General features: G+C 36.2%; 22 protein-coding genes. 15 read left to right on the top strand and 7 right to left on the bottom strand.

Going from position 1 to position 22,521, the window contains the following annotated elements; translation table 11 throughout:
- Positions 1–55: 55 nt before the first annotated feature.
- The 7 genes from I6L24_RS03595 to I6L24_RS03565 form a co-directional block, all read right to left on the bottom strand.
- On the bottom strand, positions 56–790 hold the full coding sequence (locus tag I6L24_RS03595) for a dienelactone hydrolase family protein (RefSeq protein ID WP_216986440.1): 735 nt from the start codon (positions 788–790) through the stop codon (positions 56–58).
- A 163-nt stretch (positions 791–953) separates the two neighbouring features.
- A complete protein-coding gene (locus I6L24_RS03590) occupies positions 954–1,643 on the bottom strand; it encodes an FKBP-type peptidyl-prolyl cis-trans isomerase (RefSeq protein WP_216986439.1) in 690 nt (229 codons plus the stop codon).
- A gap of 48 nt (positions 1,644–1,691) precedes the next feature.
- Positions 1,692–2,396 (bottom strand): FKBP-type peptidyl-prolyl cis-trans isomerase, encoded by a 705-nt coding sequence (locus tag I6L24_RS03585; RefSeq protein WP_034170756.1) that lies wholly within the window; start codon positions 2,394–2,396, stop codon positions 1,692–1,694.
- 233 nt (positions 2,397–2,629) lie between these two features.
- Positions 2,630–4,069 (bottom strand): capsule assembly Wzi family protein, encoded by a 1,440-nt coding sequence (locus I6L24_RS03580; protein WP_216986438.1) that lies wholly within the window; start codon positions 4,067–4,069, stop codon positions 2,630–2,632.
- Positions 4,070–4,215: 146 nt separating this feature from the next.
- Entirely contained in the window at positions 4,216–6,414 is a 2,199-nt protein-coding gene (locus tag I6L24_RS03575; protein WP_216986437.1) for a polysaccharide biosynthesis tyrosine autokinase, read from the bottom strand.
- 20 nt (positions 6,415–6,434) lie between these two features.
- Positions 6,435–6,863 (bottom strand): low molecular weight protein-tyrosine-phosphatase, encoded by a 429-nt coding sequence (locus I6L24_RS03570; RefSeq protein ID WP_174894051.1) that lies wholly within the window; start codon positions 6,861–6,863, stop codon positions 6,435–6,437.
- Between the two features lie 3 nt (positions 6,864–6,866).
- Positions 6,867–7,961 carry a polysaccharide biosynthesis/export family protein gene (locus I6L24_RS03565; protein WP_216986436.1) on the bottom strand — a complete coding sequence of 365 codons (1,095 nt, stop codon included), beginning with the start codon at positions 7,959–7,961 and terminating at the stop codon, positions 6,867–6,869.
- Positions 7,962–8,221: 260 nt separating this feature from the next.
- On the opposite strand from I6L24_RS03565, the gene rfbB reads away from it, so the two are divergent.
- The 15 genes from rfbB to I6L24_RS03490 all read left to right on the top strand — a co-directional run bounded on the left by rfbB (position 8,222) and on the right by I6L24_RS03490 (position 22,513).
- Positions 8,222–9,286, top strand: a complete 1,065-nt coding sequence (gene rfbB / locus I6L24_RS03560) for a dTDP-glucose 4,6-dehydratase (protein ID WP_216986435.1) — start codon at positions 8,222–8,224, stop codon at positions 9,284–9,286.
- Positions 9,286–10,179: a dTDP-4-dehydrorhamnose reductase gene (gene rfbD, locus I6L24_RS03555; RefSeq protein ID WP_216986434.1), complete on the top strand. Its 894-nt coding sequence runs from the start codon at positions 9,286–9,288 to the stop codon at positions 10,177–10,179. Before rfbB ends, rfbD begins: the two co-directional genes overlap by 1 nt.
- A complete protein-coding gene (rfbA, locus tag I6L24_RS03550; RefSeq protein WP_216986433.1) occupies positions 10,176–11,060 on the top strand; it encodes a glucose-1-phosphate thymidylyltransferase RfbA in 885 nt (294 codons plus the stop codon). Before rfbD ends, rfbA begins: the two co-directional genes overlap by 4 nt.
- Entirely contained in the window at positions 11,057–11,626 is a 570-nt protein-coding gene (gene rfbC, locus I6L24_RS03545) for a dTDP-4-dehydrorhamnose 3,5-epimerase (RefSeq protein WP_216986432.1), read from the top strand. Before rfbA ends, rfbC begins: the two co-directional genes overlap by 4 nt.
- A gap of 1 nt (position 11,627) precedes the next feature.
- Positions 11,628–12,890 carry a flippase gene (locus I6L24_RS03540; RefSeq protein WP_216986431.1) on the top strand — a complete coding sequence of 421 codons (1,263 nt, stop codon included), beginning with the start codon at positions 11,628–11,630 and terminating at the stop codon, positions 12,888–12,890.
- Positions 12,891–12,915: 25 nt separating this feature from the next.
- Positions 12,916–13,980: an EpsG family protein gene (locus I6L24_RS03535; protein WP_216986430.1), complete on the top strand. Its 1,065-nt coding sequence runs from the start codon at positions 12,916–12,918 to the stop codon at positions 13,978–13,980.
- 89 nt (positions 13,981–14,069) lie between these two features.
- Positions 14,070–14,909, top strand: a complete 840-nt coding sequence (locus I6L24_RS03530; protein ID WP_216986429.1) for a glycosyltransferase family 2 protein — start codon at positions 14,070–14,072, stop codon at positions 14,907–14,909.
- Positions 14,910–14,920: 11 nt separating this feature from the next.
- The gene (locus tag I6L24_RS03525; protein ID WP_216986428.1) at positions 14,921–15,961 is read left to right on the top strand and encodes a polysaccharide biosynthesis protein; all 1,041 of its coding nucleotides are present in this window, start codon (positions 14,921–14,923) and stop codon (positions 15,959–15,961) included.
- Positions 15,962–15,963: 2 nt separating this feature from the next.
- Positions 15,964–17,076, top strand: coding sequence for a UDP-2-acetamido-2,6-beta-L-arabino-hexul-4-ose reductase (wbjC, locus tag I6L24_RS03520; RefSeq protein ID WP_216986427.1), 1,113 nt, complete (start codon positions 15,964–15,966; stop codon positions 17,074–17,076).
- A gap of 11 nt (positions 17,077–17,087) precedes the next feature.
- A complete protein-coding gene (wecB, locus tag I6L24_RS03515) occupies positions 17,088–18,218 on the top strand; it encodes a non-hydrolyzing UDP-N-acetylglucosamine 2-epimerase (protein WP_216986426.1) in 1,131 nt (376 codons plus the stop codon).
- Between the two features lie 3 nt (positions 18,219–18,221).
- Positions 18,222–19,439, top strand: coding sequence for a glycosyltransferase family 4 protein (locus I6L24_RS03510; protein ID WP_216986425.1), 1,218 nt, complete (start codon positions 18,222–18,224; stop codon positions 19,437–19,439).
- A complete protein-coding gene (locus I6L24_RS03505; protein ID WP_216986424.1) occupies positions 19,432–20,025 on the top strand; it encodes a sugar transferase in 594 nt (197 codons plus the stop codon). The genes I6L24_RS03510 and I6L24_RS03505 overlap by 8 nt, the downstream gene beginning before the upstream one ends.
- Positions 20,022–20,798 (top strand): metallophosphoesterase family protein, encoded by a 777-nt coding sequence (locus I6L24_RS03500; protein ID WP_180101092.1) that lies wholly within the window; start codon positions 20,022–20,024, stop codon positions 20,796–20,798. Before I6L24_RS03505 ends, I6L24_RS03500 begins: the two co-directional genes overlap by 4 nt.
- A gap of 9 nt (positions 20,799–20,807) precedes the next feature.
- On the top strand, positions 20,808–21,821 hold the full coding sequence (locus I6L24_RS03495; protein WP_216986423.1) for an ATP-grasp domain-containing protein: 1,014 nt from the start codon (positions 20,808–20,810) through the stop codon (positions 21,819–21,821).
- Positions 21,818–22,513, top strand: a complete 696-nt coding sequence (locus tag I6L24_RS03490; RefSeq protein ID WP_180101094.1) for an NAD(P)-dependent oxidoreductase — start codon at positions 21,818–21,820, stop codon at positions 22,511–22,513. The genes I6L24_RS03495 and I6L24_RS03490 overlap by 4 nt, the downstream gene beginning before the upstream one ends.
- Positions 22,514–22,521: the final 8 nt, after the last annotated feature.

Below are 22,521 nucleotides of genomic sequence, written 5' to 3'. Positions count from 1 at the left end.
TTCATGAAGTATCTGAAATATTCAGCCTGTGAACAAGCCGGATAGTTGTTTCTATTTATACCAAATGACGGTCTAGCAAGGCATACATCGCTGCCAGGCTTTTTCGTTCCGCTTCTGCATTGTAACCAAGATCCACACCATTGGCCTTGGCCCGTTCATCCGCAAGCGGGTTGCTAAAGCCATGTTTGGCATTTTCAAAAACAATTACTTCATGCTCGACTTTGGCAGCATGCATTTCCTCACGGAAACTGGCGACATCATCCAGAGTCACCATGCTGTCGAGTTCACCATGTAGCACCAGAATTTCTGCCTGTACCTGACCTTCCTGAGCTGGGGCTTTCGGAGACAGATTGGCATGGAAAGTAGCCACTGCTTTTAAAGGGGCATTGGAACGAGCCAGATCCAGTACCACTTTGCCGCCGTAACAGAAACCAATGGCTGCAAGTTTTTCAGCATTGACTTCATCCTGCGCTGCCAAGGCATTCAGAGCTGCTGTTGCACGGTTGACGATGGTGTCAGGATCTTCGAAAGTCTGCATCATCCATTCATACGCCTGATCAGAATGGGTGGTCACTTTTTTATCACCATACATGTCTATGGCCAAGGCCGCATAACCATGTTCTGCAAGTTCACGGGCGCGCTGTTCAGTATATTCATTACGCCCCCACCATTCTGGTGCGACCAGTACGCCGGCAACGGCTGTATCTGTTTCTGGTGCGGCAAAATAACCAATCAATGGACTGCCATCCTGTGCAGTATAATGAATTTCGCGGGTCTTGATTGCTGCCATGCTGACGTCCTCTATTGTTGTTGAATCACTTAATTAAAATATAACATAGCAAAACTGATCGGAATGTGACATGAAAACATGCAATTCTCTGATGTTTAAGCCCATAAAAAAGAGAGGTGCATATTGAACCTCTCTGATGAAATAATCGGTAAAAGATGATGGATTATTTGATAATTTCCAGTAATTCCACATCAAAAATTAAAGTACTGTTCGGTTCAATTACATCCCCTGAACCAATCTGTCCATAGGCCAGTTCGGCCGGAATGAAGAAACGATATTTGGCACCTTCTTTCATCAGCTGTAAACCTTCGGTCCAGCCGGTAATGACCTGGGTGGTACGAAATACCACGGGCTGATTACGGGCAATCGAGCTATCAAAAACCGTACCATCGATCAAACGGCCTTCATAATGTACACGGACATTACTGTTGGCACTTGGTGATTTACCTTTGCCTTCGCGCAGAATCTGATATTGCAGACCTGATTTGGTGGCTTTTATCTCAGGTTTTTTAGCATTTTCTGCCAGGAAAGCTTGGCCGATTTTGGCATTTTTTTCAGCTTTTTGTTTTAATTCAATCAGCTCTTTGGCTTCACTTTGACGTTTAAACTGGGTCAAGACCTGCGCCATCTCTTCATCACTTAAAGTTGCCTGTTTTCCGGCAGCTGCCGCTTTTAACCCGGCACTGAAGGCATCTAGATCAATACCTTGTAAAGAGTCTGCATTACTTTTTCCCATTAGATAACCAAAGCTGTAGCCGACTTGTTCAGCCTCAGGGCTTTTATTGGTGACTTCTTTGGCAAACAGACTGCCAGAACTCAGCAGTAAAACCATCAAACTTATTTGTATTTTCATGATTAATTCTCAAAATAAAGGAGAGCGCGTTGCTCTCCTTTTCGTGGATTATTTTACTTCAATGAGTTCCACATCAAAAATCAAAGTACTGTGTGGAGGAATCGTACCTGGCACGCCCTGTTCACCATAACCGAGTTTAGATGGGATATACAGAGTGGCTTTACCACCTTCTTTCATCAGTTGCAGACCTTCGGTCCAGCCTGGAATGACCTGATTGAGTGGGAACTCAATCGGCTCGCCACGTTCAACCGAACTGTCAAACACGGTACCATCAACCAATTTCCCTGTGTAATGTACTTTCACAATTGAAGTTGCTGCAGGCTGCTTGCCCGTACCTTCTTTGGTCACTAAATATTGCAAACCAGATGCTGTAGTTTTTACCCCAGCTTTTTTTGCATTTTCAGTCAGGAAAGTATCACTTGATGCCTGAGCCTGTTTGGCACTATCCACTTGCTTCTGCTGCATTTCTTTTTGGAACTGCTCATAAGCTGCTTGTAATTCTTCTTCAGTATAAGCAGGAGCGGTACGGGCATGACCTTCGCGAACGCCTGTCACAAAGCTGTTAATATCCAGCTCAGGTGGAGTTTGATGAGCGACTTCATAACCGAGTGCATAGCTAATTTTAGAAACAGCAGAGGCATCTTTAGATGCTTTTGTGGTTTGAGCAGCTGGGTTTTGAGTTGCATAGTAAACAGGTACTAGCGCGGCACCGCCTAAAAGAACAGCGACAGCAATCGGTAAGGCCTTACTCATGTATTATTCCAATCTAATGTTATCGTTGAGGTTCATTCCATCTTAGCAGAAAATTTTGAGAAATCTTGCAGAATGGGTGGTTTTTTAGCAAGCGGACACCGCAGTTGTGTTGAAGTTTAAAGATATAAAAAAACCAGCAATGGCTGGTTTTTTTATTTTTCAGAACTTAATCATTGTTGGAGAATGTCTAGGATCAATGACTGCCTCAACCGAAATTATATTTTGCAAAGAGCTTAGTAGGAAAACAAGCTTTTTTCTAAAGGAAATTCAATTCCAATCGATGCACCACCATCATTACCACGTAGGTCTGAATCACTGATCCAGCCATTTAATTTCAGGGGAATATTGGGGCGTAAATAATGGGTCCAGCTCACATCAACAGCTTTTAATTCATCTTGGATTGGAAAAGCTAAATTAGTAGTTCGGTTGGATTCATTCAACTTGGCAAACAGCACTCGAGCATTAACACGGTTCAGGCGATCGAAACGAATATCACCACCCACAGAAACCATTTGACCATCACCACCCATTGCATGTGCTAATGGGTAACCATGTTGATAAAAACCACCAATATAATTGGTGTGATTATAAGAAATACCTTGGGCCTTGCCATTGGTGCGGGTGTCTGCCCATTCGGTATATAGCTGGAAAGGCATATTATTATAGCTAGAAGAATAATCGACCCCAGCCAAATACATTTTTTTGGCTGGTAAGCCACCGGCTTCATCTTCACCAATATATTGTGCATACATCCCCATTGGGACTTGCAGTAATGGTTGTAGATTTAAGCGTGCATCAAAACCGGCGATTTGATTGGATGGGTCAGGCTCACCTGTGCCACCATTGTCTTTATTACCGACAAAAGCATCCCAAAGTGAACTCAGGCTTTCAGGTCGTCCTTCACCTCCCCATTGAATAGCACGTGATACACCCAGCTCCAAATAGGGTAAAGGTTGTGCAGTGACACGTAAGCCAATTAATTTAGCATCAGGTACAGCATCATAGTCATCCAGTTGTCCGGCAAAGGCTTGATATTGCCAAGGCCCAATCCAGGAGAGCCATTTATTTGCAAAAGCATGCTGTTCGGCACGCTGCATGGTCACACCATACACAGGACGACTGGCATCACCCCGAATTAAGCTGCCATCATGACCGGGTCCCCAGTAGGTCGGAATTTGTCCAGCAATCAGCCATTGATTCCATAACTTACCTGCGAGGTAAGACCCTTCAACATTCACATCTTGATCATTATCAATCTGGGGATCTTTTTCTGCATTGATACGAAGTCTGGCATCCCAATTTTGATTGCCTGTATTTAACTCTATACCCGCTTGGTATTGCGCTTTTTGCTGGTCGCCAAAGACTTGAGGAATATTTTTTTGATCTGTCTCTGCAAATAGTGATGCTTTAAGTAACTGGTTGTTGGTATTCAAATGAGCCATGACTGAATCAATGACTCTTTGCTGATTATTATTGCTGACTTGGGCCTGAGAAAGGGCGCGTTGGATTTCATCACTACTCATTGGCCAGGTCGAAGTGCTAACTTGAATCACACCTTGCTGATTTAACCAGTTTAAATCGGTGCGCAGGTTTTGGTCATTTAAAACGATGCCTTGAGCAAAGGTTAGTGAGGAGCTTAATGCCAAGCTGGCGAGCAGTGTTTTAGGTAACATTTTTGTATATTCTCAGGAGTTTTAAACTGTAACCAAGATAGGGTTTTTAGTTGATTTTTTCAACAATGAACATGTGGAATAAATGTGATAGAGAGAACTATCACACCCTGCCTCTAGCAAGGTGTGATATCAAAGTTTACAATGAATTAGTCATTGTCTTTATTTGCGGTATAAGCATAGGCATAATTATAACCATAGCTACCTGCTGCCCCTTGTTGTACATCATTTAGAATCACGCCATTGACTTTGACATTGGCCTGTTCAAAACGATTAACAGTAATTTCAAGTTCTTTAATTTGCGTTTTAGCATGACGGGCAATCAATAAATTCACGCCTGCATATTGCGCAATAATGATGCCATCGGTCACCGCAAGCACAGGTGGCGTATCAATCAGTACATGATCGAAATGAGCGGATGCCTGATCTAGGAAAGTTTTGAATTGATCTGTACTTAATAGTTCAGACGGGTTAACCGGACTCTTACCACGTGTCACAAAAAACAGGTTATCTACAGTTGAATTTTGCACCACCTCTTCATAGCTATTTTGGTGATTCAATAATTCTGCTAAACCTGGTTGCACTTCGGCATTAAAGTACTTATGTAAATAGCCACGACGTAGATCACCATCAATGACCAGAACCCGTTTTCCCCCTTGCGCTAAAATAGTAGCAAGGTTAGTGGTAATGAATGATTTTCCAACTTCAGGTGCAGGGCCAGAAATTGCAATCACATTATTGGTCGCATTCATTAAGGCAAAATGAATTGCTGTTCGCATGCTACGGAGGCTTTCAATCGCGATATCACTACTATCTTTAACCGCAAGAATAGGAATATTTTTTTTCTTCTTTAATAGGTTAATAAGACTTTCTTGAATAACAGAGCGCGGTACAGTGGCATAGACTGGCAGATCAAGCTCATTTTCAATTTGCGCTGCGTCTTTAATGCCTGAACGCATCATATTTCGTAATAGTGCAATTAATACTCCAATAAAACCACCAGCAAAAATTGATAAAATTATTGTAATTAATGACTTAGGTTTAATTGGTTTAACAGGTTTAACAGCTTGGTCAATAACTCTAACATTACCAATTTCACCAGCCTCTGCAATTTTTAATTGCTGATAGCTATTGAGTAAGGCGGTATAAAGTTCAGTGTTTACTTTCACATCTCGATATAGTTGTAAATATAATCGTTGTGTTTCTGGTAAACGTTTAATCGATTGTGTCATTTCTGAAGTTTTTTGATTAATTTCAGCAAGTTGAGCATTGATTGCCGACATAAGAGGGTGATCAGTGGTATATTTTGAAGAAAGTTCCGCTTGCTGTTGTTGTAATTCAATTTTCATTTTCGCAAGTTCAACATTTTGCTTTAACATTAACTCAGCTTCTTGAGTTACATCAATAGTATTGTATTGCTCACGAAAACGATTGAACTTGACTTCTGATTCCTCAAGTTGCTGTTTAAGTTCTGGCAGCTGTTTGTCTAGAAAATTTAAAGTTTGTTTAGATTCTAAAGACTTGCGTTGAATATTTTGTATTTGATAGACGGATAAAATATTATTCAGAACTTGAGTAATATGTTCCTTATCATTGCCATTATAATTTAGACCAATAACACCGGAGTTTTTCCCTCTCTCTGCTACACCATAGTCATTTTTTAAGAACTGCATTGCTGTAGGTAGTGCAAGTTTAGTAATAGTAAATGTTTCTTTAAACGGAGATTTGCTAAATATAGCGACTTCCCAAAGTCCCTTAGAGTCTATGGTTTGATTGCTGGAATTCAATTGACCTTTAAATATCACTTCATCTTTATAAGAGAAAGTAAACTGGTTGTTATCCGTGAATTTTAACTCTAATTTTTTATCTAGATAGAAATTTGGAATTTTTAATGTTTTGATTAAGAAGGCTTGATTTTCTTTTTGGAAAACCACCATATCCTTTTTATAAAGAACTTCAGCTTTGTCGTTTTTAATCAGACGATTAAATAAAGTATTACTATTATCTTTAATTTGAATATCAAGGTGCAAATTTTGAATAGTTTGTCCCAAAATCATGCGTGAGTTTAATATTTCAATCTCAGCATCTGCCGGAGATTTTCCGCCCATTCCCCCTGGAATAGCATCACTCAACCCACCCAAGAGGGCAGCAGCTCCAGCGCCTTTATTATCCTCTACTAGAACCATTGCATCAGCAGAATAAATTGAGGGAGTAACACGTAAATAAAGTAATGCGAAGGTTAAGCTCAGGATGATACAAAGCGCGATCACTTTCCATTGTGCAATTAACGAAAAAAATAATTCTTTTAAGTCAATGGTATCGTCATTAGTACTTGAATTTTGATTCATGGATAAACTACTAGATAAAATTAAATATGTGATTGCCAATCCGAAACATAAGATTCGATGTTATTACATGTTTCTTCAAAAAATGCTTGATCAAGCTTATAAGGATCTGGAACATTATGACCTTGCCAATGGCCTAAACGAAATACTTTACCTTTAGCAAATGGCCAAGTCTTTTCTATATGTTTTTGTTGATTTGAACTCATCACTAAAATTAAATCTGCAGTTTTGATTAAGTGGGCATCAATTTGTTTTGCGACATGTGATCTCATATCAATTGATTTTCTTGCCATACTTGCAATGGCTTTATCATCAGCAGTATGGCCTACCATGGCAGAAAGACCCGCAGATTCAATATGTAAGTTAGGATGATTTTTCTTGAGAAAAAACTCACCCATTGGACTACGACAAATATTTCCTACACAGACGACCAAAATATTCCGAATTTGCATATTTTATTTACCCAGTTGGTCAAAGCTATAGAGTGCACTAGAGAACGGAATAATCTGGTTAACAATACGTTGCCAGCGCGTTAATCCAGTCGCATCAATATAAATGATGTCATTTTTTTTCATTTGAAATTGATTGGCTAAGCCCAGATTACCAAAACTGCTTAAATTTAAGTGATACACAGTAGATTGCTTGGTGGCTAAATCGGTGCGCATTACATAGATTTTAGCCGCACTTGCGGAGTAAGGATTAATTCCTTCACTTTCACCCAAAACATCACTTAAGGTCATACCTTGGTCACGTAAAGCCAGCGCTTGGCTTTTACTCGACTCACCCATAACATAAAGCTTTTGATCCTGTTTGGTATTCACAAAAATAGTATCATTCGGTTGAATCAGTAAATTATGTAATGATAAGCCTTGTTTCTCTAGTTGTAGTACATTAAGGTCAAAAGTTTGACCTCCCCGAATCAATTGAATATTGGTATTGTCACCTGTTTCAGTATTAATACCACCTGCCTGTCCCAGCGCTGTATAGATACTAATAGGTTGATCATTAAGGGTATATTGACCACTACGCATAACTTGTCCATTGACAAAATAGCGACGACCCTCATAAGACAATACTCGAACTACCACATCAGGATGTTTCAAATAGCGCGCAAATTGACTACGTAAAAAACGATTGGTTTCAGCCAGTGTTTTCCCGGCTACCCGTATCTGCCCCACTAAAGGTAATTGTATATTGCCACTAGAGTCAATGGGATAACCTGCAGCTTTTACATTTGAAATATCCTGAATAGGGGGGGTGATTTCTGGGTAGGCCCAAAGTTGAATTGAGAGAACATCACCTGGACTTAATTTATAGACTTGTTGATGCTTGTCAAATAAGTGAAAAAGATTATTGGAATTCTGAGAGTTATTGAGTTCGATACGAGGAATATTGTCTTGCGTGATTTGGATGACTGAAAGCTCTGCGCCTTGATCGGTGCTGTAATTACCTTGAGGAGGCAAGTCATAGGTTTGTAAACCGGAAGTAAGCGTACAACCAGAAAATAATATTGAAATAGTGAATAAAATGGATGTGCGTTGATACTTCACATTCAAGCCCTTAATTTTAATACATCGTTATTAGGAAAGGATTGTAGTGCAAAATCTAATTATTGAATATGTTTAAAACATTTTAAATTTGCTTTTATAATTTAATTTTTTGATTTTTATATTTATTTTTTTATTTTTTTGATGACTGGTTAAAATTTAATACGGTATTAATATCTTTTTCTTAATTTATGGCTACAATAGCTGCAAAATTTTATACTCCTGTTGGTAAAATTCTTAAAAAGACATATAAGGTCATATAAATGAAAATTCTTGTCACTGGTGGCGCCGGTTTTATTGGTTCAGCAGTTATCCGTCATATTATTCAAAACACCAATAACCAAGTTCTGAATATTGATAAATTGACTTATGCAGGTAATTTAGAGTCTTTAAAAGAAGTTGAAAAGAACCAAAACTATCAGTTCAAACAAATAGATATTTGTGATACTGAGCAAATTACGAAAGCAATTGAAGCATTTCAACCGGATGCGATTATGCATTTAGCGGCAGAGTCGCATGTAGATCGTTCAATTAACGGCCCAGCAGCATTTATTCAAACTAATATTGTGGGAACTTATACCCTATTAGAAGCAGCTCGAAAATATTGGATGAGTCTTGAAGCTGAAGCTCAACACAACTTTCGCTTTCATCATATTTCAACTGATGAAGTTTATGGCGACTTAGAAGGTACAACCGATCTTTTTACGGAAACAACCTCATATGCACCAAGCTCTCCTTATTCTGCGTCTAAAGCTAGTTCAGATCATTTAGTACGTGCTTGGCACAGAACCTATGGTCTACCTGTGATTGTGACTAATTGCTCGAACAATTATGGGCCTTATCATTTTCCAGAAAAACTAATTCCATTGGTGATTCTAAATGCACTAGATGCTAAACCTTTACCAATATATGGTAACGGTCAACAAATTCGGGATTGGCTGTATGTGGAAGATCATGCTCGCGCTTTGTATAAAGTGGTGACCGAAGGAATCATGGGTGAAACCTATAACATTGGTGGACACAACGAAAAGCAGAATATTGAGGTGGTCAAAACTATTTGTAAGATTTTGGATGAGTTAAAGCCACAAGCCAATGGTCAAACTTATGAATCACTGATTACATTTGTAAAAGACCGCCCTGGTCATGACTTACGCTATGCGATTGATGCTACAAAAATTCAAAATGAATTAGGTTGGACACCAACGGAAACGTTTGAAACTGGAATCCGTAAAACGGTGCAATGGTATTTGAATAACCAAGATTGGGTTGCCCATATTCAAAGTGGTGAATATCAATCGTGGTTAGAAAAGCAATACAAGGCTAAGTAATGAAAATCTTATTGCTTGGAAAAAATGGACAGGTCGGTTGGGAGCTTCAGCGTTCCCTTGCGCCATTGGGTGAGGTGATTTCACTTGATCGAAATGGTTTAAATCAATGGTGTGGTGATTTAAGTAAACCTGAACAAATTTATCAAACTATTATAGATATAGCGCCAAATGTTGTTGTGAATGCAAGTGCTTATACTGCTGTAGATTTGGCCGAAACAGAACAAGATATGGCTAATCTCATTAATCATGTGACAGTAGGGAAGATAGCTGAGGCTTGTGCCCATATTAAGGCGCTCTTTGTGCATTATTCGACAGACTATATTTTTGATGGTGAGGGTGTATCTGTATTTAATGAAGCTGATGCCCTTAAACCTTTGAATATATATGGTAAGACTAAGGCATTAGGTGAGCAGGCTATTCAAAATGCTCAATGCAATTATTTGATATTTCGAACATCATGGGTTTTTGCTCAAAAAGGTAAAAACTTTTTAAAAACAATGCTTGCTCTATCTCAGCAGCGTGAAGAATTATCTATTATTGATGATCAAATTGGTGCTCCAACGTCAGCTGAGCTAATTGCCGATGTAAGTGCTCATGCGATTGTGCAGACATTGCGAGATCAAACTAAAATTGGTATTTACCATTTGGTTGCTAGTGGGGAAACATCGTGGTTTGAGTATGCAAACTATATATTTGAACAAGCAAAAAACTTAGGTGTGAATTTAGCCATTCAACAAGTTAATCCGATTCCAACAGCAGCATATCCGACACCAGCTAAACGTCCACATAATTCACGATTAAATAATCAAAAAATTCAACATGCTTTTCAAATCTATTTGCCAGATTGGAAAGTACATGTACAAAGAACAGTAGTTGAGGTATTTCATAAATGAGCATAAAGCGTAAAGGTATTATATTGGCAGGTGGTTCAGGCACACGCTTACATCCTATTACTAAAGGTGTATCTAAGCAGCTTTTACCAATTTATGATAAACCCATGATTTATTATCCATTATCAGTATTGATGTTGGCAGGTATTCGTGAGATTTTAATTATTTCGACGCCTGAAGACTTACCAAACTTTGAAAAGTTACTTGGTGATGGTTCGCAGTTTGGTATTAAGTTAAGTTATAAAGAACAGCCTTCACCAGATGGATTAGCTCAGGCTTTTATTATTGGTGAAGAATTTATAGGTAATGATCATGTGTGCTTAATATTGGGTGACAATATTTATTATGGTCAAAATTTTAGTAAGCAATTAAAAATAGCAAATGCTGTTGATGTTGGTGCCACAGTTTTTGGTTATCATGTGACTGATCCAGAGCGTTTTGGTGTAGTGGAGTTTGATACAACTGGCAAAGTGCTGAGCATTGAAGAAAAGCCAACCAAACCAAAATCACCTTATGCAGTCACTGGATTGTATTTCTATGATAATCGGGTTATTGAGTTTGCTAAACAGGTAAAACCGTCCGCACGTGGTGAGTTAGAAATTACCGATATTAACAATGCTTATTTGAAAGATGGTTCACTCAATGTTGAATTACTTGGGCGTGGTTTTGCATGGCTAGATACGGGAACCCATGAATCTCTACTAGAAGCAGGTCAGTTTGTGTATACCATTGAAAAACGTCAATCGCTAAAAGTGGCCTGTTTAGAAGAAATTGGTTTTCAGCAAGGTTGGATTTCAAAAGAAAAACTTAAGGAAAGTGCAGAAGCACTTAGAAAAACAGATTATGGTCAATACTTATTGAAATTATTGGATGAAGTAAAATGAGAGTAGAAAAAACAAAACTCGACGGTTTATTAGTACTTCATCCACAAGTATTTGGGGATGATCGTGGCTGGTTTATGGAAAGCTTTAATCAACAGCGTTTTGAAGCTGCATTAAAAGCGTTAAATTTGCCTATCCCAACATTTGTGCAGGACAATCATTCCTGTTCGCAAAAAGGGGTGTTGAGAGGTTTGCATTTTCAGCGCGAACCATATGCTCAAGGTAAATTGGTTCGTGTTGTTCAAGGTAAAGTTTGGGATGTAGCTGTTGATATTCGCCCAAACTCTAAAACTTATGGAGAATGGGTTGGTGTTGAATTGAGTGCGGAAAATAAAACTATGTTCTGGATCCCGGAAGGGTTTGCGCATGGCTTTATAGCACTTGAAGACAATACTCAATTTCTTTATAAAACTACCAATTATTACAATAAAGAAAGTGAAGGAGCTATTATTTGGAATGATCCGACACTTGCTATCCAATGGCCGATAGATCTGGTAGATAAAGTGTTCTTAAGTAAAAAAGATGAAATATCATCCAGTTTTTTAGCTAACTTAGCTAAGTGTAAATAAAATGAGTCTCATAAAAAATACTTCATACAATCTAATAGGTTTTGCGGTGCCAACCTTAATTGCATTACCCTGTTTGGGTATATTGTCGCGCTGGTTGAGTATGGAGGAGTTTGGTGTATTTACTTTAACTTTTGCTATTCTTGGATATGCTAGTATTTTTGATGGAGGTCTTTCAAGAGCTGTAACTAGGGAAGTTTCAATTTATAGGGGAAATTACGACGAAAAAATTAAAATTTTAGGTACATCGAATTTTCTGATTCTAATCTTTGGTATGCTTGCAAGCTTACTGTTATTTATTTTTGCTTCAAGTGTGGCTCAGTTATTAAATATCTCATCAATATATTTAACTACAGTAACTTTATCTTTGAAAATTTTAAGTTTCTCAATTCCTTTGTATTTATTGAACTTAATTTGGATTGGTTATTTAGAGGGGATGGAAAACTTTTTTGTTGTTAATATTCAAAAATCAATTGGAAATACTTTGATAGTTCTGCTTCCAGTATTATTTTGCATTTATGAAAAAAGTTTACTGTTAGCTGTTATGGGGATGGTTTTTGGTCGGTTAATTTCTTTAATTATTACTTTTTTTATTTGTTTTAAAGAGATTTTAGGCTCTAAATTCCATTTTGATAAGAATGTAAGTATTAGATTGTTTAAGTTTGGCGGGTGGATTACAGTTAGTAATATTATAAGTCCACTAATGGTTAATATGGATAAGTTTATTATATCAAATATATTGGGTGCAAATAAGGTGGCAATATATACTGCACCAGCAGAAGGGGTTACCAGGCTGGTTAATATACCTATAGCATTATCTAAAGTGCTTTTTCCTAAAATTGTTAGTTCAGGAACATTAAAAGAGCAGGCAGATTTAGAGAGAAAATCTTATGCTATAGTGGCAATTTTTTGTGCACCTATTGTGTTTTTAATTTTTTTATATGCTCATGAGATTATGGCTATATGGATGGGGGAAAAATATGGTGTAATGACGGAAAGCATACTTAAAATTTTAATTGTGGGTTTTTATTTTAATGCTCTTGCTCAAATACCTTATACTATTTTGCAATCAAAAGGATTTTCTAAGCAAACGGCAATAATTCACTTATTAGAAATAATTCCATATTTTATTTCAATTTATTTTGCTGCAGTGTATTTTGGTATTGTTGGTGTGGCTGTAGTGTGGGTTCTTAGAGTTTTTGTGGATATGGTTTTGTTGATGGTATTTAATTATAAAATGAGAAATATTAAGGTGAAATTTTTTTAAATTTTAGGGTGATAGGTGGGTATTAATGTTTTGGCTTTTAACAATTTTTTTGTTTTTCCCACTTATTGCGCTTGCAGTTAATAGGGATGTTAAAATATCAAATCAGATTGGTCTGTTAGCATTATTTTTGCTGTTATTGATATTTGGGTTTAATAATGGTAATCACGATTACAAGCCTTACGTTGAAATTTTTAATGATCCAGAGGGTTATGCTGAATTTGGTTATGTCTTACTTGTTGAGTTTGTTAAGTTTATTGGTGGTGGGCACTCAACTTTAGTTTTGATTGTTGGTGGTTTTTTAACTTTATCGTTATTAAGAGCTGCAATTAGTTTTAAGGTTAATATTTCTATACTTTGTATTTTATATTTTATATACCCCTTTATTTTTGATATTACTCAAATTAGAAATACAATAATGTTTTGTTTTGCTTTGAATGGTATGGTATCCGCTTACGAAGAAAGGTGGGTGAGGTCTTTTTTATTTATTCTTTTAGGAGCATGTTTTCATAATTTTGGATTAATTTATATATTGGTTATTTTTATATATAAATTTTATAGTAGAGATTTGATTAAAATTTTTTTGTTGGGTCTGGTGTTAATGGTTGTTCTTCCATTCACCTTGTCATATTTGTTGCCATTTATAAATATAGGTCGGGTAAACTCTTTAGTATATAGCTACTTATCAGATACAATAAAATTGAAGTCGATATTAATATGGGGGCTTGATTATTTTTTATTTATTTTTGTTGCTTACAATTTAAGGAAGCATATTCTTATTCAGCCAAGCCTATTGTGTGGTGATTTCAAAAAGATTGATTTTTTATTTAAAATTTTAATTATTCATGTGGTTTTTTTAGGATTTTTGATGTATTTTTTTGAGTTTAATAGGGTTTATAGAAATGCTTTTATTTTGCGTTATTTGTTTGTGGGTGTTTGTTTTCCTTATATTTCTTTGAATTTTAGGCTTCTGGTGGTGATATATATTTTTTTGAATAGTTTGTTTTTTTCATATTTATCTTCAATTAATCTTGAGGGAAGTTATGATTATTTTGATATACTAACTAGTAACTATTTGTTGGATTTGTTTTGACCTAAATCATGTAGGGGCTGATAGTCTATAAGTTTTTGGAAGTTTATATGTATTAATCTTTATTATTTCTATTAGTTTATGGTGTTTTTATGAAGGTTGCAATTGTTGCAGTATGTTATAATGCTTACGATGATTCGGTTGGATTGCTAGACTCTATTGAGTTGGCAATGAGAACATGTGAGTTTCTAGATTTGCATGTTATAGTTTGTGATAATTCTAATAAAAGTAAAGGATTGGAAAAGCTAAAAGAAAGGATAAAAAAATTAAAGTTTAATTATGTGAAATTAGATAATGTTGGATATTTCCCTGCTTTTTTTGCCGGAAAAAAACTTCTTGATAATATTACAGGTGTTAGTGATTGGGATTTTGTAGTGGTTACAAATGTTGATCTTCAATTTGATGAGAGTTTTTTTAAAAATTTAAAAGGCATTAGTATTTCTTCAGATGTAGGGGTCTTAGCACCTTCTATTTTATCCAAAGAAACTAGTGAGGATATAAATCCTAAAATTTTTAAAAGACCAAGTAAATTTAAACTATCGAGCCTCTATTGTGGTTTTCAGTTTTTATGGTTTTATCGCTTTTATAGTTGGTTGTCAGTTAGTCGAGCTAAATTACGTGGGTCGAAAAGAAATACCAGTAGTTATCGATCATATTCTTCAGGAACAGAAATGTATGCTGCTCATGGTTCAATAATGCTATTTACTAAATTTTATTTTAATCAAGGTGCTTCTATTGATTATCCTAGGTTTTTATTTGGTGAAGAGGTTTTTGTTGCGGAAGAAGCTAGATTGAAAGGATTAAAAACTATATATGCTCCAGAGTTGAAGATTTATGATAAAGAACATGGATCAACATCTAAAGAAGCAGATGAATTTATATCTTTAGAACATGTTAAGTCATATAAATATTTGTTGGACTCTTATTTCTAATGGAAAAAAATATGAGTGTTTTTAAGTCGGAAACTTTATTAATCACAGGCGGTACAGGCTCATTCGGAAATGCTGTTCTAAAACGTTTTTTAGAAACAGATATTAAAGAAATTCGTATCTTTAGCCGTGATGAAAAAAAGCAAGATGATATGCGTAAAAAATACCAGTCATCAAAGCTTAAATTCTATATTGGTGATGTACGTGATTATAACAGCGTGCTGAATGCAACTCGTGGTGTTGACTATATTTACCATGCAGCTGCACTGAAACAAGTACCATCTTGTGAATTTCACCCAATGGAAGCGGTCAAAACCAATGTGCTGGGTACAGAGAATGTATTGGAAGCAGCCATTCAAAACCGTGTAAAACGTGTGGTTTGCCTAAGTACAGACAAAGCTGTATATCCAATTAATGCCATGGGCATTTCTAAAGCCATGATGGAAAAAGTGATGGTGGCAAAATCACGCAACTTAGAAGAACTGGAAACGGTAATTTGTGGTACACGTTACGGTAATGTCATGGCATCTCGTGGTTCAGTAATTCCGTTATTTGTAGACCAGATTCGCCAAGGCAAACCCCTCACCATTACAGACCCCAATATGACTCGCTTCATGATGACTTTGGAAGATGCGGTTGATTTGGTGCTGTATGCGTTTGAGCATGGTGAGAACGGCGATATTTTTGTACAAAAAGCACCAGCCGCAACTATTGAAGTTTTGGCTCAGGCATTAAAAGAGTTGCTGAATGTAGAAGAACATCCAGTTTCAATTATGGGTACACGTCATGGTGAAAAAGCGTATGAAGCCTTACTCAGCCGTGAAGAAATGGTAGTTGCAATAGACCAAGGATATTACTTCCGAGTACCGGCAGATCAACGCGACCTGAACTATGAAAAATATGTAGAAGATGGTGATTTAAAAATTACTCAATACGAAGATTATAATTCGCATAATACTGAGCGCTTAGATGTTGAAGGTATGAAAAAGTTATTGTTAAAACTTGAATTTGTGCGTGCTTTAACTCAAGGTCAATATATAGATCCAGAGACTTAAACATGAAAATTTTAGTCACAGGTTCCAACGGTTTTATTGCAAAAAACTTAATTCAATTCCTGTCTGAAGAATCAGAAATCGAAGTTTTAAAATTTAACCGAGATTCTAGTTCAGAAGAGTTAGAGCAATCTGTACTTGCTGCGGACTGGATTGTACATTTAGCGGGAATAAACCGCCCTTTAAATGAGCAAGAGTTTATTGAGGGAAATATTACCCTGACGCAAAAAATTGCAAATATTCTTAAGCGAGCAAAAAAGCAGACTCCTATTATTCTCTCGTCATCTATTCAGGTAGAACGTGATAATGCCTATGGCCAGAGTAAATTGGGTGGTGAACAGGTTTTATTGGAACTGCAGCAACAGCAGGGCAACCTTGTATATATTTGCCGCTTGGCCAATGTATTTGGTAAATGGTCACGTCCAAATTATAACTCGGCTGTTGCAACATTTTGTTATAACACTGCAAATGACTTACCGATTCAGATTCATGATGAAAATGCGCTTATTCGCCTAGTCTATGTGGATGATGTCGTAGAGTCATTCTGGAATGTTATTAAAGGTACACAAAAGGTAGAGCAAACTTTCGCTATAGAACCTGAATATCAAATCAGCGTAGGTGAGTTGGCTAAAACGCTGGCAGGCTTTAAACACTCACGCGAAACCTTGATTACGGATCGAGTGGGTACTGGTTTAACCCGTGCATTGTATTCAACCTATTTAAGTTTCTTAAAACCTGAACAGTTTGACTATAGCGTACCTAAATATGGCGACCAGCGTGGAGTATTTGTTGAAATGCTGAAAACGCCTGATGCAGGGCAGTTCTCCTACTTTACTGCACATCCGGGGATTACGCGTGGTGGCCATTATCACCATACCAAAACAGAAAAATTCTTGGTAATTAAAGGTCAGGCACTATTTAAGTTTAAGCATATGGTGACTGGCGAGTTTTATGAATTAGAAACAACAGGCGACGAACCACGAATTGTAGAAACTGTACCAGGCTGGACGCATGACATTACCAATATTGGTAATGAAGAAATGGTGGTCATGTTATGGGCAAATGAAATTTTTGACCGTGAAAAACCAGATACTTATGCCATGCCACTAACACATTAAGAGTTAAGATTGTGAAGAAATTAAAATTAATGACCGTTGTTGGAACGCGTCCTGAAATTATTCGTTTATCACGTGTTATGTCTGCGTGTGATCAATATTTTGATCATGTTCTGGTGCATACAGGCCAAAATTATGATTATGAACTCAATGAAATTTTTTTTACCGATTTGGGTATCCGTAAACCTGATCATTTTTTAAATGCTGCAGGTGCGACGGGTGCAGAAACCATTGGTAATGTGATAATTGCTGTAGATAAAGTACTCGAGCAAGTTCAACCAGAAGCCTTACTGGTGTTGGGTGATACCAATAGCTGTATGGCCGCATTACCTGCAAAACGTCGTAAAATTCCAACATTCCATATGGAGGCAGGAAACCGCTGTTTTGATATGCGAGTGCCAGAAGAAATTAACCGTCGTATCGTCGATCATACCGCTGACATTAACTTGACCTATAGTACGATTGCACGAGATTACTTGTTGGCAGAAGGCTTACCCGCAGATCAGGTAATTAAAACAGGCAGCCCAATGTTTGAGGTTCTTCATCATTACAAGGCTAAAATTGAAGCATCGGACGTATTGGTGCGTTTGGGTTTAAAAGAGCATCAATACTTTATTGTCAGCGCGCATCGTGAAGAGAATATTAACTCTGATCAAAATTTTTTAGACTTAGTTCAAATGCTGAATTCAGTTGCGGAAAAGTATCAGTATCCTGTAATTGTTTCAACGCATCCACGTACCCGTAAGCGTATTGAAGAGCTGAATATTGAGTTTCATCCACTTATTCAGTTATTAAAACCACTAGGGTTTAGTGATTACAATAAGCTGCAACTTGCTGCCAAAGCGACTTTATCAGACAGTGGCACCATTAATGAAGAATCTTCAATTCTAAATTTCCCTGCTTTGAACTTGCGTCAGGCGCATGAACGTCCAGAAGGGATGGAAGAGGCTGCCGTGATGATGGTCGGTTTAACTGCTGAACGGATTTTGCAAGGTTTAGATATTCTGGATCATCAACCACGTGGTGAAGAACGATTACTACGTTTAGTGGCTGACTATAGTATGCCAAATGTGAGTGAAAAAATTGTGCGTATTATTTTAAGCTATACCGACTATGTTAACCGTGTGGTATGGAAGAAGTACTAAAATATGAGAATTCTTCTTTTAACGCAGTGGTTTGATCCTGAACCTACTTTTAAAGGACTGGCTTTTGCCAAAGAGTTAAAACGACAAGGTCATGATGTTCAGGTACTCACGGGGTTTCCAAATTACCCGGGTGGGAAAATTTATGATGGGTATAAATTAAAACTTTATCAACGTGAAGAAGTAGATGGAATATCCATTTTACGTGTTGCTTTATATCCTAATCATGATAGCTCTGCGTTAAAAAGAATTTTTAACTATATTAGCTTTGCATTTATGGCAATACTTTTTGGCATTTTTGCAACCAGAAAAGCCGATGTCATTTATGCTTATCATCCCCCATTAACTGTGGGAATAGCTGCTATTTTCATTAAGTTTTTTCGACGTACACCGATTGTCTATGACATTCAGGATATGTGGCCTGATACCCTAAAAGCAACAGGCATGTTGAATAACAATAAAATTTTAAATCTTATTGGTTCAATCTGTAAGCTGGTTTATGGATTTGTTGATCATATTGTCGTGCTATGTCCTGGCTTTAAAAAGCTGCTGACAGAACGTGGTGTACCAGAAGAAAAAATTAGCATTATTTATAATTGGTGTGATGAGCAGAGTTTAACTCAGGCTCAGTCTGCAAAGGTTGAATATCAACAACTCATGCAGAACAAGTTTAATATTATTTTTGCAGGAAATATGGGGAAAGCTCAGGCTTTAGATATTATTTTAGAGGTTGCTAAAAATCTTCAGGATTTTCCAGATATTCAGTTTGTATTTGTTGGTGGAGGGACAGAAACTGAGCGTTTAAAACAACGCTCAATTATTGAAGGTATACCTAATGCTGTTTTTATCCCTCGTATGCCTATGGCTGAAGTTGGAGGTATATTAGAACTGTCTAGTTTATTACTGGTACACTTAAAAAAAGATCCTTTATTTGAAATCACAGTACCTTCTAAAACTCAGGCTTATATGGCGATGGGTAAACCCGTGTTAATGGCTGTAGAGGGTAATGCTGCTGATCTTGTAAAAGCTGCTGAGTGCGGTTGTGTAGCAATATCTGAAAATGTAGAAAGTATTCAGCAAGCTATTTTAAAAATTTATCACTTACCTGCTAGTGAGCAACTACAAATGGGCTTGAATGCGCGTAATTATTATTTACAGGAATTATCTTTAGAAAGTGGCGTTAAACAGTTCATTGAAGTTTTTGAAAAGGTACAACATGATTAAGCGCCTTCTCGATATTATCATCGCCTCCATCGCCCTGATCCTGCTTTCACCACTTTATGCATTTGTTGCTTATAAAGTGAAAAAGAACTTAGGTTCACCAGTTTTGTTCCGTCAGGTTCGTCCAGGTTTGCATGGTAAACCTTTTGAAATGATTAAATTTCGCACCATGAAAGACGCACTGGATGAACAGGGCAATCCATTACCAGATAGTGAGCGTTTAACGCCATTTGGTAAAATGCTGCGTTCCAGTAGTCTGGATGAAATGCCAGAACTTTGGAATGTGCTCAAAGGAGATATGAGTTTGGTTGGTCCTAGACCTTTACTTATGGAGTATTTACCTTTATACAATGCCGAACAAGCTAAACGTCATAACGTGCGTCCAGGGGTGACAGGTTATGCGCAGGTTAACGGACGTAATTCCCTATCTTGGAAAGAAAGGTTTGAAATGGATGTGTGGTATGTTAATAATCACTCTTTATTGTTGGATATTAGAATATTACTTTCAACAATAAGCAAAGTTATTACTAAGGATAGTGTAGAACACTTGGATTCTGAGGAGAATTCTAGATTCAAAGGTGACGCATGAAATTTATTATTATTAATGATATCCATTCGAATAGTGTAGCATTATCTGCATTTACTAAATCTATATCATTTTTATCTTTTGATAAGATAATATTCTTAGGTGATGCTTTAACCTATGGAGTCAATGTTGCTGAAACAATTACTCTATTGAAGGACTTAGAAAAAAACTATGATTGTGAGTTTATAAAGGGTAATCATGAGCAAATATATTTTGATTTTCAAAATAATAAAAATTTCGAATACAAAAAGTTTCCAGAATTTCTGTTAGAATCTATTTATCAAACAGGCAATAATTTATCTTCTATATTTGAAAATGAGTTTAATTGGAAAGAAAGCTACCTCTATGGAGATATCATCTTTACCCATGCAAACTTACTAGGATACGGAAACTGGTCCTACTTAAATACTGAAGGTGATTTTTCCGTAAATTATGAAGTATTAAAACTTAATAATCTGAAAGGTGCTATTTTGGGGCATACTCATAGAGCTAAACACTGCATTTATTCCAAAAATCAAAGTGTTTCAAATATTTGTGATAGTTCATTCAATAAGCCTATCTATATTAATCAAGATGAAAAATTCTTAGTTACTAATGGTAGTTTAGGTCAACCAAGAGGTTCGTGTTCATCATATTTAATTTGCACTATTGAATCTAATTCTATTTGTTTGGAGAACATTCCGCTAATCTATGATGTTATTTTGCACTGTAAATCTATACTAGGGTCAAACCTTTCGTTACAAACCAAAAATAAACTACTTAATTTTTATAGATAAGGCAATATTATGATAAATGTTTTAGTAACTGGAGCTGGTGGTGGTGTAGGCCAAGGAATAATCAAGTCACTTAAGCTGATTAATGATTTAAAAATTTCAATAATTACAGCAGATATGAGCGAGTTAGCTGCAGGTCTTTATGGAGGTGATTATAGTTATATTGTTCCTGCGGCTAACCATCCAAATTATTTTGATAGAATTAAAGAAATATGTATAAATGAAAATATTAGTTTTTATTTTCCTGGAACTGATGTTGAACTAATACAGTGTGCGAATAATTATGAATCATTGAAAAACTCTTTAGGCGTAACGACCTTTGTTTCACCATTTAACGTTATTGAAATAGCAGACGATAAATATAAAACAATTAAATTTCTTGAAGAAAATGGTTTTAATTTTCCTAAAACATTTCTACCGCATCAAATTGATTTAGAAAGTTTAGAATTTCCTTTAATTATTAAGCCAAAAATTGGATATCGTTCAATTGGGGTACATTTAGTAAAAAATATTCAAGAAGCACTAAGTGCTATTAATTCATTAAAAGATCCAATTATTCAAGAGTATATAGATGGTCCAGAATACACATGCACAATTGCTATATTTGGTGATAATCAATCTGAGGTATTATGCTTACAAAGAGATTTAAGAGCTGGTGATACATTTAAAGCTTTCCCTTTTAAATCTGAAAAAATTGAAAACTATGTTAGAGATATTGCCTTGAAAATTGGAATCCAAGGATCTTGTAACTTTCAACTGAGAACTAATAGCGTAGGTGAGCCTTACCTCTTTGAAATAAATAGCCGATTTTCAGGGACGACACCATTTTGTTCATATTTAGGATTTAATCCAGTTGAGTTCTGTCTGAAATCAGCATTAAATTTACAATACTCATCTGAAATAGATTATGAAAAAATTGTTTTACGCCATTGGACTGAAGTATTAGTTAGCAAACAAAATATTAATGATTTGAGAAATAACTTAAATGGCAAAATTATAGCAAAAAATGTGTCGAGTTTATTATGACTGTATTAGTTACTGGCTCTAATGGAAACCTTGGAAGAGCGATTATCAATTGCTTTGAAAAATATAATATAAGATACATTCCCTATAGCCATTCTATGTCTTTATCTGACATTGATTGGTCTTCTATCAAATGTATAGTTAACTGTGCAGGTGTTATTCCTAGCAGTAAGGCTAGCAATGATGATTACCTATCAGGGAATGTAATTTATTTACAAAAATTATTAGAGTATTCGAAAGACAAGCAGTTTATACATTTTTCAACCTTTAGTGAAATATACAAAGCGGATTTTTATCAAAAATCAAAAATGTTGGCTAATAGTCTATTATTAATAAATTCTAATATTTTTGAAAATTTACACATTTTACCTCTGCCAACCTTAGATGACATAAACATTATTAATTCAATTGTTAGCAAAGCTATGAAAGGAGAAAAACCTGTCGTTGATGAATTAATTTACAATTATATGAGCTTTAATGAAGTAGCAGAACTAACAAAGAATCTAGTCTCGAATACGTCTAGTTACATACCTATATCAAACTACTATACCAAAAAAAATCTCTATGATGAAGTTATCAAAATAGTAGAGCCAAATCTTATTATTAAAGGTAAATATATTGATAGGGCTTTATTTAACAATGGTATTTACTATGTGATGCCTTCTCTAATAAATAGTCTAGCTAAAGAAGATTAACGTTTGAT

This window comes from Acinetobacter lwoffii, assembly GCF_019048525.1.
Classification (GTDB): domain Bacteria; phylum Pseudomonadota; class Gammaproteobacteria; order Pseudomonadales; family Moraxellaceae; genus Acinetobacter; species Acinetobacter lwoffii_K.
Note: the sequence above shows the minus strand (reverse complement) of the source record. Positions and strands in the feature narration are given on the sequence as shown.